Annotated in this window: 7 protein-coding genes; 3 read left to right on the plus strand and 4 right to left on the minus strand. The window is 60.9% G+C overall.

Annotated elements, in window-relative coordinates; all coding sequences use genetic code 11:
• Positions 1–86: 86 nt before the first annotated feature.
• The gene (putP, locus tag BW33_RS20035; RefSeq protein WP_047600776.1) at positions 87–1,571 is read right to left on the minus strand and encodes a sodium/proline symporter PutP; all 1,485 of its coding nucleotides are present in this window, start codon (positions 1,569–1,571) and stop codon (positions 87–89) included.
• Between the two features lie 457 nt (positions 1,572–2,028).
• On the opposite strand from putP, the gene putA reads away from it, so the two are divergent.
• Both putA and BW33_RS20045 read left to right on the plus strand, forming a co-directional pair.
• The gene (putA, locus tag BW33_RS20040) at positions 2,029–5,982 is read left to right on the plus strand and encodes a trifunctional transcriptional regulator/proline dehydrogenase/L-glutamate gamma-semialdehyde dehydrogenase (protein WP_047600777.1); all 3,954 of its coding nucleotides are present in this window, start codon (positions 2,029–2,031) and stop codon (positions 5,980–5,982) included.
• A 301-nt stretch (positions 5,983–6,283) separates the two neighbouring features.
• A complete protein-coding gene (locus BW33_RS20045; RefSeq protein ID WP_047600778.1) occupies positions 6,284–8,086 on the plus strand; it encodes an acyl-CoA dehydrogenase in 1,803 nt (600 codons plus the stop codon).
• A 120-nt stretch (positions 8,087–8,206) separates the two neighbouring features.
• On the opposite strand, the gene BW33_RS20050 is transcribed toward BW33_RS20045, so the two are convergent.
• From BW33_RS20050 to BW33_RS20060, 3 genes are all read right to left on the minus strand, one after another.
• Positions 8,207–10,144 (minus strand): methyl-accepting chemotaxis protein, encoded by a 1,938-nt coding sequence (locus BW33_RS20050; RefSeq protein WP_047600780.1) that lies wholly within the window; start codon positions 10,142–10,144, stop codon positions 8,207–8,209.
• Positions 10,145–10,243: 99 nt separating this feature from the next.
• A complete protein-coding gene (locus tag BW33_RS20055) occupies positions 10,244–10,546 on the minus strand; it encodes a cell division protein ZapA (protein ID WP_027611351.1) in 303 nt (100 codons plus the stop codon).
• A complete protein-coding gene (locus BW33_RS20060; RefSeq protein ID WP_003220969.1) occupies positions 10,543–10,773 on the minus strand; it encodes a hypothetical protein in 231 nt (76 codons plus the stop codon). Before BW33_RS20060 ends, BW33_RS20055 begins: the two co-directional genes overlap by 4 nt.
• A 278-nt stretch (positions 10,774–11,051) precedes the next feature.
• Between BW33_RS20060 and BW33_RS20065 the strand changes: the two genes are divergently transcribed.
• Positions 11,052–12,677: a methyl-accepting chemotaxis protein gene (locus BW33_RS20065; RefSeq protein WP_047600782.1), complete on the plus strand. Its 1,626-nt coding sequence runs from the start codon at positions 11,052–11,054 to the stop codon at positions 12,675–12,677.
• Positions 12,678–12,753: the final 76 nt, after the last annotated feature.

The raw sequence follows: 12,753 nt of genomic DNA on the forward strand, positions 1-12,753 counted from the left end.
TGAATCAGAGAAACTGCAGGCACAAAAAAACGGCCCGTCTCCTGTAGGAAACGGGCCGTTTTCGCGTGAGCGTCAGCTCAGAACAATTACTTGTTCAGGTGGAAATCTTTTTCCGCCGCTTCGAAGCGCTGCACCATGCCAGCGGTCGGCGCGCCGAGCTTGCTGACGATGTAGATCGCCAGGCTGGCGAAGATGAAGCCCGGGATGATTTCGTACAGACCCATCACCTCGAAATGCTTCCACACCACCACGGTGATGGCACCGACCAGGATGCCGGCCAGCGCGCCGTCGCGGGTCATGTCTTTCCAGATCACCGAGATCAGCACCACCGGACCGAACGCTGCACCGAAACCGGCCCAGGCGTAGGACACCAGGCCCAGTACGCGGTTTTCCGGGTTGGCGGCCATGGCGATAGCGATCAGCGCCACCAGCAACACCATCGCGCGACCAACCCAGACCAGTTCCACCTGGGAAGCGGATTTGCGCAGGAAGGTTTTGTAGAAGTCTTCGGTCAGGGCGCTCGAGCACACCAGCAGTTGGCAGCTCAGGGTGCTCATGACCGCGGCGAGAATCGCCGACAACAGGACACCGGCAACCCACGGATTGAAGAGGATTTTCGCCAGTTCAATGAATACCCGCTCGTGGTTTTCGGTCACGGGACCGGCCACTTCCGGGTGCGCCGAGAAGTAGGCGATACCGAAGAAGCCCACGGCGACGGTGCCGCCCAGGCACAGGATCATCCAGGTCATGGAGATGCGACGGGCGTTGGCAATCGACTTCACCGAGTCAGCGGCCATGAAACGCGCAAGGATGTGCGGCTGACCGAAGTACCCCAGACCCCAGCCCATCAGCGAGATGATGCCGATGAAGGTGGTGCCCTTGAGCATGTCGAAGTTGCTCGGATCCTGCGCTTCGATGGCCAGGAACGTGGTATCGACGCCACCGGTGGCCAGCAGCACGATGATCGGCGTCAGCAGCAGGGCGAAGATCATCAGCGTGGCTTGTACGGTGTCAGTCCAGCTCACCGCGAGGAAACCGCCGACGAAGGTGTAGGCAATCGTCGCTGCAGCACCGGCCCACAGCGCCGTCTCGTAGGACATGCCGAAGGTGCTTTCGAACAGTCGGGCGCCGGCCACGATGCCGGAAGCGCAGTAAATGGTGAAGAACACCAGAATCACCACCGCCGAGATGATGCGCAGCAGACCGCTTTTGTCTTCGAAACGGCTGGAGAAGTAGTCCGGCAGGGTCAACGCATCACCGTTGTGCTCGGTCTGCACGCGCAGACGGCCGGCGACGAAGAGCCAGTTCAGGTAGGCGCCAACGATCAAACCGATGGCGATCCAGCTTTCGGACAGACCGGACATGTAGATGGCACCTGGCAAGCCCATCAACAACCAGCCGCTCATGTCGGAAGCACCGGCAGACAGAGCCGTAACGACGCTGCCGAGGCTGCGGCCGCCAAGAATGTAGTCAGAAAGGTTGTTGGTGGAGCGATAGGCCATGAAGCCGATCAGCACCATTGCTGCGATGTAGATCACGAACGTGATCAGTGTTGGATTGCTTACGCTCATTAAGTTACGCCCTGGCTTTGTTTTTATGTTGCAGCGGTAATCAATCGCCCACAAACGACGACGTTTGGCAGACGAAACGGAATCCCGCGCATTTAGGACTGATGTTTCCCCAGGAAAGCCACCAGCCGATGCACCGGGTATTCCCGGTTGCACCTTGGGCGCGAATGCTATGCAACAAAGTAAAAAAGGTGCAACCAGTTTCTGGCGATTAAGTTGCACCTAGTCGGATATACCGATAAACAAGCCGTTTTTGCTCCCTTTTAGCGCAGTTGAGTCGCTCTGCTAGAAGTAAAAGCACCAAGCAGGAGCGGTACTTCAGTACCAGAAAATAATTTCTGACGAAGCGTTTATTTTTCCAAGAAAAAAAGGGTTGCACCCGGTTGCACCTCTTCCGGCGCACGGCTAATCTTGCCGCCAGCTGATGCCACGCAACTGTGGCAACCATGAGGATAAAAATATGGCTACCACCACCCTTGGGGTCAAACTCGATGACCCGACCCGCGAGCGCCTCAAGGCTGCCGCAACCTCGATTGATCGCACACCGCACTGGCTGATCAAGCAGGCAATTTTCAATTACCTGGAAAAACTCGAGGGTGGTGCAACCCTGACCGAGCTGAACGGTTTGACCGCCAAGGACGCCGACGACGCTGGCGAAGTGCAGACCGATCACGCCCACCAGTGCTTCCTCGAATTCGCTGAAAGCATCCTGCCGCAATCGGTGCTGCGCGCTTCGATCACTGCTGCTTACCGCCGCCCCGAGCCGGAAGTGGTGCCGATGCTGATCGAACAGGCACGCCTGCCAGCATCGATGGCCGATGCCACCAACAAACTCGCCGCGACCATCGCGGAAAAACTGCGTAACCAGAAAAGTGCCGGCGGTCGTGCAGGCATTGTTCAGGGCTTGCTGCAGGAGTTTTCCCTGTCGTCCCAGGAAGGCGTGGCACTGATGTGCCTGGCCGAAGCGCTGCTGCGCATCCCCGACAAGGGCACTCGCGATGCACTGATCCGCGACAAGATCAGCACCGGCAACTGGCAGCCGCACTTGGGCAACAGCCCGTCGCTGTTCGTCAACGCCGCGACCTGGGGTCTGCTGCTGACCGGCAAACTGGTGTCGACTCACAATGAAGCAGGCCTGACCTCGTCGCTGAGCCGGATCATCGGCAAGAGCGGCGAGCCGATGATCCGCAAGGGCGTCGACATGGCCATGCGTCTGATGGGCGAGCAGTTCGTCACCGGCGAAACCATCGCCGAAGCGCTGGCCAACGCGAGCAAGTTCGAAGCCAAAGGCTTCCGTTATTCCTACGACATGCTCGGTGAAGCGGCGCTGACCGAACACGACGCGCAGAAGTACCTGGCGTCGTACGAACAAGCCATTCACTCGATCGGCAAAGCTTCCCACGGGCGTGGGATTTATGAAGGCCCGGGCATTTCCATCAAGCTCTCGGCGCTGCACCCGCGTTACAGCCGTGCGCAGTACGAGCGCGTGATGGACGAGCTGTACCCGCGCCTGCTGTCGCTGACCCTGCTGGCCAAGCAATACGACATCGGCCTGAACATCGACGCCGAAGAAGCCGACCGTCTGGAGCTGTCGCTGGATCTGCTCGAGCGCCTGTGCTTCGAACCGCAACTGACCGGCTGGAACGGCATCGGTTTCGTGATTCAGGCTTACCAGAAGCGTTGCCCATACGTGATCGACTACGTGATCGATCTGGCCCGCCGCAGCCGTCATCGCCTGATGATCCGCCTGGTGAAAGGCGCGTACTGGGACAGCGAAATCAAGCGCGCCCAGGTCGAGGGCCTGGAAGGCTACCCGGTCTACACCCGCAAGGTGTACACCGACGTTTCCTACATTGCCTGCGCGCGCAAACTGCTGTCGGTGCCGGAAGTCATCTATCCGCAGTTCGCGACGCACAACGCCCACACCCTGTCGGCGATTTACCACATTGCCGGTCAGAACTATTACCCGGGCCAGTACGAATTCCAGTGCCTGCACGGCATGGGCGAACCGCTCTACGAGCAGGTTGTCGGCAAAGTTTCCGAAGGCAAGCTGAACCGTCCGTGCCGCGTGTACGCCCCGGTCGGTACTCACGAAACCCTGCTGGCGTACCTCGTGCGTCGTCTGCTGGAAAACGGCGCGAACACCTCGTTCGTCAACCGCATCGCCGACCAGTCGATTTCGATTCAGGAACTGGTGGCCGATCCGGTGGCGCAGATCGAGCAGATGGCAACCGTGGAAGGTGGTTTCGGCCTGCCGCACCCGCGCATTCCGCTGCCGCGTGACCTGTACGGCTCCGAGCGCGCCAACTCCGCCGGCATCGACATGGCCAACGAACATCGTCTGGCCTCGTTGTCCTGTGCCCTGCTCGCCACCGCGCACAACCACTGGAAAGCCGCGCCGATGCTCGGTTGCGCCTCCAGCAACGAAGCCCTGGCACCGGTGCTGAACCCGGCGGATCACCGCGATGTGGTCGGTCACGTGCAGGAAGCCACCGTCGAAGACGTCGACAATGCGATCCAGTGCGCGCTGAATGCCGCGCCTATCTGGCAGGCTACCCCGCCTGCCGAGCGCGCGGCGATTCTGGAACGCGCCGCCGACCTGATGGAAGGTGAAATCCAGCCATTGATGGGCCTGCTGGCCCGTGAAGCCGGCAAGACCTTCGCCAACGCCATCGCCGAAGTGCGTGAAGCGGTCGACTTCCTGCGCTACTACGCGGTGCAGGCGCGCAACGATTTCAGCAATGACGCCCACCGCCCGTTGGGCCCGGTGGTGTGCATCAGCCCGTGGAACTTCCCGCTGGCAATCTTCAGCGGTCAGGTCGCTGCCGCACTGGCCGCCGGTAACCCGGTACTGGCCAAACCGGCTGAACAGACTCCGCTGGTTGCCGCGCAAGCCGTACGTTTGTTGCTCGAAGCCGGGATTCCCGAAGGCGTGCTGCAACTGCTGCCGGGTCGCGGTGAAACCGTCGGTGCCGGTCTGGTCGGTGATGAGCGCGTCAAAGGCGTGATGTTCACCGGCTCCACCGAAGTCGCGCGTCTGCTGCAACGCAACATCGCTGGCCGTCTCGACAGCCAGGGCCGTCCGATTCCGCTGATCGCCGAAACCGGCGGGCAGAACGCGATGATCGTCGACTCCTCGGCGCTGACCGAACAAGTGGTGATCGACGTGGTGTCCTCGGCCTTCGACAGCGCCGGTCAGCGTTGCTCGGCCCTGCGCGTACTGTGCCTGCAGGAAGATTCCGCCGACCGTGTCATCGAAATGCTCAAAGGCGCGATGGCTGAAAGCCGTCTCGGCAACCCTGAGCGTCTGTCCGTGGACATTGGCCCGGTGATCGACGCCGAAGCCAAGGCCGGTATCGACAAGCACATCCAGGCCATGCGCGATAAAGGTCGCAGCGTGTACCAGGTGGCTATCGCCGACAGCGAAGAAGTCAAACGCGGCACTTTCGTCATGCCGACCCTGATCGAGCTGGAAAGCTTCGACGAGTTGCAACGCGAGATCTTCGGCCCGGTGCTGCACGTGGTGCGCTACAAGCGCAAGGACATCGACCAGTTGATCGGCCAGATCAATGCGTCCGGTTATGGCCTGACCCTCGGCGTGCACACCCGTATCGACGAGACCATCGCCAAGGTGATCGACAACGTCAACGCAGGTAACGTCTACGTCAACCGCAACATCGTCGGTGCCGTGGTCGGTGTGCAGCCGTTCGGCGGCGAAGGCCTGTCGGGTACTGGCCCGAAAGCCGGCGGTCCGCTGTACCTGTACCGTTTGCTGTCGACTCGTCCTGGCGACGCGATCGAACAATCCTTCGCTCGCGGTGATGCGGTCGTCGCCCCGGACGTGCGTCTGCGTGATGCCATGAGCAAACCGCTTAACGCTTTCAAGGCCTGGGCCGAGAGCAACAAATACGCCGACCTGAGCACCCTGTGCGGGCAGTACGCCGCTCAATCGCAAAGCGGCATCACCCGCGTGCTGGCCGGCCCGACCGGCGAGAAGAACAGCTACGCGATCCTGCCGCGTGAACACGTGCTGTGCCTGGCGGACGTCGAAGGCGATCTGCTGACCCAACTGGCGGCGGTCTTGGCGGTCGGCGGTTCGGCGGTATGGCCGGAGTCCGACATCAGCAAGGCATTGTTCGCACGCCTGCCGAAGGACGTTCAGGCGCGGATCAAACGGGTTGCCGACTGGCACAAGGATGAAGTGGTATTTGACGCCGTGTTGCATCACGGCCACTCCGACCAGCTGCGTGGTGTCTGCCAGCAGATTGCCAAGCGCGCCGGTGCGATCGTTGGCGTTCAGGGCCTGTCCCAGGGCGAGACCAACATTGCGCTGGAGCGTCTGGTGATCGAGCGGGCGTTGAGCGTCAACACGGCGGCGGCGGGTGGCAATGCCAGCCTGATGACTATCGGTTAAACCGCTGTAACTCCAGGCGTCCGCAATGGCCGCCTGGAATAACATCCCCTGTAGGAGTGAGCCTGCTCGCGATAGCGATCTATCAGACGCATTCATTCAGGCTGACAGACTGCGATCGCGAGCAGGCTCGCTCCTGCAAAAGATCAAAAGATCGCAGCCTTCGGCAGCTCCTACCACGATCGGTGCAGGAGCTGCCGAAGGCTGCGATCTTTTGCTTCTGTATCACGCCCATCAATCATCGTATTCAGCCTTTATCAGCAAGCCTAGACTCGGCCCAACTCCAATTTTCAGGTAGGCCGCCATGTCCGAGACGCTGCTCAGTTCCCGCAATCTGGCTTTCGAGCTGTACGAAGTCCTCGATGCCGAGGGCCTGACCCGGCGTGAGCGCTTTGCCGAGCACAATCGCGAGACCTTCGACGCGGCCATCGGCACCGCGCGCAGCATTGCCGAGAAATACTTCGCACCGCACAACCGCAAGGGCGACGAGAATGAACCGCGCTACGAGAACGCTCAGGCGATTCTGATTCCCGAAGTGAAACCAGCGGTGGATGCGTTCCTCGAGGCCGGCTTCCTCAATGCCGCGCGAAGCTTCGAAGCCGGCGGCATGCAACTGCCGACGTTGCTGTCGCAAGCCTGCTTTGCGCACTTTCAAGCGGCGAATGCGGCGACCACTTCCTATCCGTTCCTGACCATGGGCGCGGCCAACCTGATCGAAAGCTTCGGCACCGACGAGCAGAAACAGCGCTTCCTGCAACCGATGATTGACGGCCGCTTCTTCGGCACCATGGCCCTCACCGAACCGCACGCTGGTTCGTCGCTGTCGGATATTCGTACCCGCGCCGAGCCGGCGTCCGACGGCACTTATCGACTCAAGGGCAACAAGATCTTCATTTCCGGCGGCGATCATCCGCTGTCGGAAAACATCGTGCACATGGTCCTGGCCAAACTGCCGGACGCGCCGCCGGGGGTCAAAGGCATTTCGCTGTTTATCGTGCCGAAGTTTCTGGTCAACGATGACGGCACGCTGGGCGAGCGCAATGATGTGCTGCTGGCCGGGCTGTTCCACAAGATGGGCTGGCGCGGCACCACCTCCACCGCGCTGAACTTCGGCGATAACGGCAAGTGTGTCGGCTATCTGGTGGGCAAGCCGCACCATGGCTTGAGCTACATGTTCCAGATGATGAACGAGGCGCGGATCGGTGTTGGCATGGGCGCGGTGATGCTCGGTTACGCCGGTTACCTGTATTCGCTGGAATACGCCCGCGAACGCCCGCAAGGCCGAGTGCCGGACAGCAAGGATCCGAGCACCGCGCCAGTGGCGATCATTCAGCACGCAGATGTAAGACGCATGCTGCTGACGCAAAAGTCCTACGTCGAAGGGGCCTTTGACCTCGGCCTGTACGCGGCACGGTTGTTCGATGACACCACCACGCTGGATACCGAAGCCGAGCGCAAACAGGCCCAAGAGCTGCTGGACTTGCTGACACCGATCGTCAAATCCTGGCCGTCGGAGTTCTGCCTGAAAGCCAACGAACTGGCGATCCAGATTCTCGGCGGTCACGGTTACACCCGCGAATATCCGGTGGAACAGTACTACCGCGACAATCGCCTGAACCCGATCCACGAAGGCACCCACGGCATTCAGTCGCTGGACTTGCTCGGGCGCAAACTGGCGCAGAACGGCGGCGCGGGGCTCAAACAACTGATCCGTCTGATCGCCAACACCGCCGAGCGCGCAACCGCGTACGAATCGCTGACAGCACTGCGTGAACCATTGGAGAAACTGGTGGCTCGCCTGCAAGCGGTGACCATCGGCCTGCTGACCGATCTGGCGCAGGGCAAGATCAACAGCAGCCTGGCGAATTCGGCGCTGTACCTGAAGGTGTTCGGGCACACAGTGATTGGCTGGCGCTGGCTGGAGCAGGCAATTCGGGCAGAGGAAGGCTTGGCCAAGGGCAATGCGGCGGATGCTGACTTCTATAAGGGCAAGCTGCAGGCGGCGCGGTACTTCCTGACGTGGGAAGTACCGGGTTGTCATCATGAATTGGCGTTGCTGGAGGCGCGGGATGAGACGTGCCTGGCGATGCAGGATGGGTGGTTCTGATCCAGATGGTGTGTCGCAGCTGAAGTCCAATCGCGAGCAGGCTCACTCCTACAGTTGGAATGCGCTCCCCTTGTAGGAGCGAGCCTGCTCGCGATAGCGTCAGTTCAAACAACACATCTCTCAGGACAGCTTGAACCCACCCATCTGCCGCGCCAGATCATCCGCCAACCGCTGCAACATCTGACAATCCTCACGACACGCCCGCACCTCCCCTGCCGTCGCCCGGGCCAGATCGGAAATTCCCTGCACGTTGCGGTTGATCTCCTCGGTCACCGCCGACTGCTCCTCCGTCGCCGTCGCCACCTGATGGTTCATGTCGCTGATGTGTTCGACCTGCCCGGTAATTGCGGTCAACGACGCGCCCGTACGCTGGCTTGACTCAACCCCGGTACCGGTCGCCGCCTGCCCGGTGCGCATCGATGACACGGCATTCTCGGCGCCTTGCTTGAGGCTACCGATCATCTGCTGTATCTCGTCGGTGGACGCCTGGGTCCTGCGCGCCAAGGTGCGCACTTCATCCGCCACCACGGCAAACCCGCGCCCCATATCTCCGGCCCGCGCTGCTTCAATCGCCGCGTTGAGCGCCAGCAAGTTGGTCTGCTCGGACACGCCGCGAATCACCGCCAGCACCGAATCGATCGACGCCACCTGATGCGCCAGCTCACCTACCGCGCCCGCCGCCACGCCAATCTCATCGGACATGCTTTCTATATGGCGGATCGAGCCGCCGACCACTTCCCGCGCCTGCATTGCTTCATCGCGAGCAGTTTGTGAAGCAAGCGCGGCGTTGCCGGCGTTCTGCGCGATTTCCTGCACGGTCAGGCCCATCTCGTGCACCGCCGTGGCGACCATATCAGTCATTTCCTGCTGGCGCCCGGAGCGTTCGGCGGTGTTTTCCACCACTTTTGCGACTTGGCCGACCGCCGTGCGCAAGCGCTCGCTGGTGGTCAGGACTTCGCCGATCAGCCCGCGCTGGCTGTCGAGGAAACGGTTGAAGCCTCGGGCCAGATCGCCCAGTTCATCGGCGCGACTGGAATCTAACCGATGGGTCAAATCTCCACCGCCGCTACCGATCGCTACCAGCGCGGCTGTTACCTGACGAATCGGTCGCACCAGCCCTTGGGCCAGCCACACCACCAGCGCCAGACACACCAGTGCCACCGCCAGACCGATACCGCCGCTCATCCACATCGCTTTGCGGGCTTCAGCGTAGATCTGCGATTGCGGCACTTCGGCCACCAACGTCCAGCCCAGATCGCGCAGCGGCAGGCTGAAGGCGAGGAAGTCTTCGCCATCGCGCTGGAAGGAACTGTTGGTGGCGACTTTCTGCCCCATGACCGCTTGCGCCGCCGAAGCACCGATCTGCTCCGTAAGGGTGCGCTTGCCGCTGAACTGGGCCACGGGATGGACCTGGATCAAGCCGTCGGAACGCACGAGATAGACCTTGCCGCGCTCGCCAAAGCTGAAGTTGTGGATCAACTCCGACAGCTCTTTCATGCTCAGGCCCAATCCGGCCACGCCAACCACTTTGCCGGCCTGCTCGACCTTCAAGTCGATGAACAGCGCCAATTCTCCGGTGGCACCATCGTTGTCGATATTCAGGGTGCGCGGCTGATGGCTGTCGAGGAAGGAATAGAACCAGGCATCGGCCGGTTTGTCCCGGCTGAGGGTGCGATCCAGGCCCTTTTCGGTGATGTAGTGATTGGATTCGGTGCCGATGATCAAGGCGGTAAAAGCTTTATGTTCGGCGCGGATGCCTTCCAGATACTCTGCGAAGGCCGCTGTTTTGCTGCTGTCTTCACCCGCTGCCAGCCAGTCGCGCACCATGGAATTGCTGGCGATGTCTTTGGCGGCGGTGAGGGGTTGGACGAGGATGCGTTCGATGTCGTTGCGCGTCGCTTCGATGCTCGACGGCAGCGCTTGGTCGACCAGATAGCTCTGGGCGAGGCGGTTGACCACCAGGGTATAAATGCCAACCACGATCAGGATGCTGACCAGCAGGGCGGTGCCCATGCTGAGAATCAGCTGCCATTGAATACTGCGTCGCCACAACTGCATGGAGCACCCCCAAAGAATAAGTGGCCGAAACAATGCAACAGCCGTGCCGATTGTATACAACCCGATCGACAATCTATTCTTTGGTTGTGCGCAACCCCATCAGCCCTGATTGATGGTCTTGGCGATGGTGTCGACCGTGGCGCTGACTTGCTCTTGGTAACGGTCGAGTTCTGCCTGATGCTGCTTCTTCATTTCGATCTGCTGCGAGCACAGGTTCATCGCTGCCAGCACCAGCAAGCGGTCACCGATCAGCGTCGGGTATTTGCGTTTGGTGTCGGCCAGTGCGGCCTTGAGCATCAGTGCGGCGTCCAGCAGGGTCTGTTCTTCCCCGGCCGGTGCCTTGATCGAATAGTCCTCCCCCAGAATGGAGATGACTTTTACCCCTGCGGTGCCGTGGTTCATGCGCTGACAGGACCTGCGTTGACGCGATCAACCAGGGCCTGGATGCGCGCTGCGGTGGCGCCGTGCTTCTCTTCCTGTTCCATCAGGCTCAGTTGCAGGCTTTCGTTTTCATCCTTGGCCTGAGCCAGTTCCGTGGACAGGGTCTGGTTGGTTTGCGTGAGGGTCTGGTTCTGTTGCACCAGGTCGCTGACGAGCTGTTCCAATTGGCTGAGGGATGCTTCCAACATTTTGATCTTCCAGGCGTTTTTCAAAGGGCGCGTACGATAAAGAAAAGTCACTGCGGATGCCAGGGTTATACCGGCGCAAGGCCTTGATTTTCCTGGTGGCCGACCGTTCTCGCGAGTTTAAAAGACTGTGATCTGCCGATCTGGTTCCTGCACTTCGTCGCTCAGACCCGCCTGCGACAAATACGCACAGCACCTCAAGACTTTAGTCGTATGACCGATAAGTCATCCATACAGCAGTCTCAGCCCGCATGGAAGCGGCCCTTTTTGGTATCCGCGCCATGTCCCTTCGCAATATGAATATCGCCCCCAGGGCGTTCACCGGTTTCGCCCTGATCGGCGCCCTGATGCTGATTCTCGGTGTGTTCGCCCTGAACCAGATGAGCAAAATCCGCGGCGCTGCCGAGGACATCACTAACAGCAGTGTGCCGAGCATCAAGAACCTCGACGAGTTCACGCAGTTGACCTTGCGCCTGCGGGTGCTGTCCTATCGCTTGCTGGTCAACCGTGAGCCGGACGTGCAGCAGAAGACCATGGAACTGCTGGACACCCGCAACCAGCAGATCCGCGCCGCCCAATCGGCCTATGAACCATTGATCAGCAGCCCGGAAGAACGCGCCGCCTACGATCAATACGTGCAGTTGCTCGGCCAGTACCGGCAAATCGAAGACCGGATGAAGAGCCTGTCGCGCAACAATCAGGTGGACGAGTTGCGCAACCTGCTCAACACCGAGTTGCTGAACAACTCCGAAGCGATGAACACCGTGCTCAACCGCCTGATGCAGATCAACGGCGAGCAGATCAGTCAGACCAATCAAGAGGCGGCCGACCAGTATTCCTCGGCGTTCAATCTGGTGGTCACCCTGTTGGTCATCGCCACCGGTCTGACCTTCCTGTTCGCCTGGCTGCTGACCGTCAGCATCACCAAGCCGATCTCCAAAGCGCTGGACGCGGCGGAAACCATCGCCGAAGGCAACCTGACCCAGCCGATCCACGTCGACGGCAGCGACGAAGCCGGGCGCCTGCTGGCGGCCATGGCCAAGATGCAGTCGAAGCTGCGCGACACCTTGCAGCGCATCTCCGGCTCGGCCACGCAACTGGCTTCCGCTGCCGAAGAGCTGAACAGCGTCACCGACGAAAGCGCCCGTGGCCTGACTCAGCAGAACAACGAAATCGAACAGGCTGCCACCGCCGTCAACGAGATGACCAGCGCAGTGGAAGAAGTCGCGCGCAATGCCGTGAGCACTTCTGAAGCCTCGAAGAACGCCACCACCTCGGCGGGCGACGGCCGCGACCTGGTGCAGGAAACCGTCAGCGCCATCGAACGCATGAGCGCCGACGTGCAGAGCACCGCGACCCTGATCGGCGATCTGGCGAATGAATCCCGTGACATCGGCAAGGTGCTGGACGTGATTCGTGGTCTGGCGGATCAGACCAACCTGCTGGCCCTGAACGCAGCGATCGAAGCGGCGCGTGCCGGTGAAGCCGGGCGTGGTTTTGCCGTGGTGGCGGACGAAGTGCGTGCCTTGGCCCATCGCACCCAGCAGTCGACCAGCGAAATCGAACGCATGATCGGCAGCATCCAGAGCGGCACCGAACACGCCGTGGATTCGATGCGCAACAGCACCGAGCGCGCAGAATCGACCCTGAACATCGCGCGGGGTGCAGGGATGTCGCTGGACACCATCAACACCGCGATCGTCGAGATCAACGAGCGCAACCTGGTGATCGCCAGCGCCGCCGAAGAACAGGCGCAAGTGGCCCGCGAAGTGGATCGCAACCTGGTGAACATCCGCGACCTGTCGGTGCAATCGGCCACCGGCGCGAATCAGACCAGCGCGGCGAGCAACGAGCTGTCTCGGTTGGCGCTGGATCTGAACAATATGGTCGGGCGGTTCAGCCTGTAACTTTTAAAAGCAAAAAGATCGCAGCCTGCGGCAGCTCCTACAGGGAAACGCAAATCCCCATGCAGGAGCTGCCGCA

The organism is Pseudomonas sp. RIT288 (assembly GCF_000631985.1).
GTDB lineage: Bacteria > Pseudomonadota > Gammaproteobacteria > Pseudomonadales > Pseudomonadaceae > Aquipseudomonas.

What these genes read in the sequence shown, in the direction of transcription:
- putP (WP_047600776.1), bottom strand. Translation starts at nt 1,571, where the DNA reads ATGAGCGTAAGCAATCCAACACTGATCACGTTCGTGATCTACATCGCA.
- putA (WP_047600777.1), top strand. Translation starts at nt 2,029, where the DNA reads ATGGCTACCACCACCCTTGGGGTCAAACTCGATGACCCGACCCGCGAG.
- BW33_RS20045 (WP_047600778.1), top strand. Translation starts at nt 6,284, where the DNA reads ATGTCCGAGACGCTGCTCAGTTCCCGCAATCTGGCTTTCGAGCTGTAC.
- BW33_RS20050 (WP_047600780.1), bottom strand. Translation starts at nt 10,144, where the DNA reads ATGCAGTTGTGGCGACGCAGTATTCAATGGCAGCTGATTCTCAGCATG.
- BW33_RS20055 (WP_027611351.1), bottom strand. Translation starts at nt 10,546, where the DNA reads ATGAACCACGGCACCGCAGGGGTAAAAGTCATCTCCATTCTGGGGGAG.
- BW33_RS20060 (WP_003220969.1), bottom strand. Translation starts at nt 10,773, where the DNA reads ATGTTGGAAGCATCCCTCAGCCAATTGGAACAGCTCGTCAGCGACCTG.
- BW33_RS20065 (WP_047600782.1), top strand. Translation starts at nt 11,052, where the DNA reads ATGTCCCTTCGCAATATGAATATCGCCCCCAGGGCGTTCACCGGTTTC.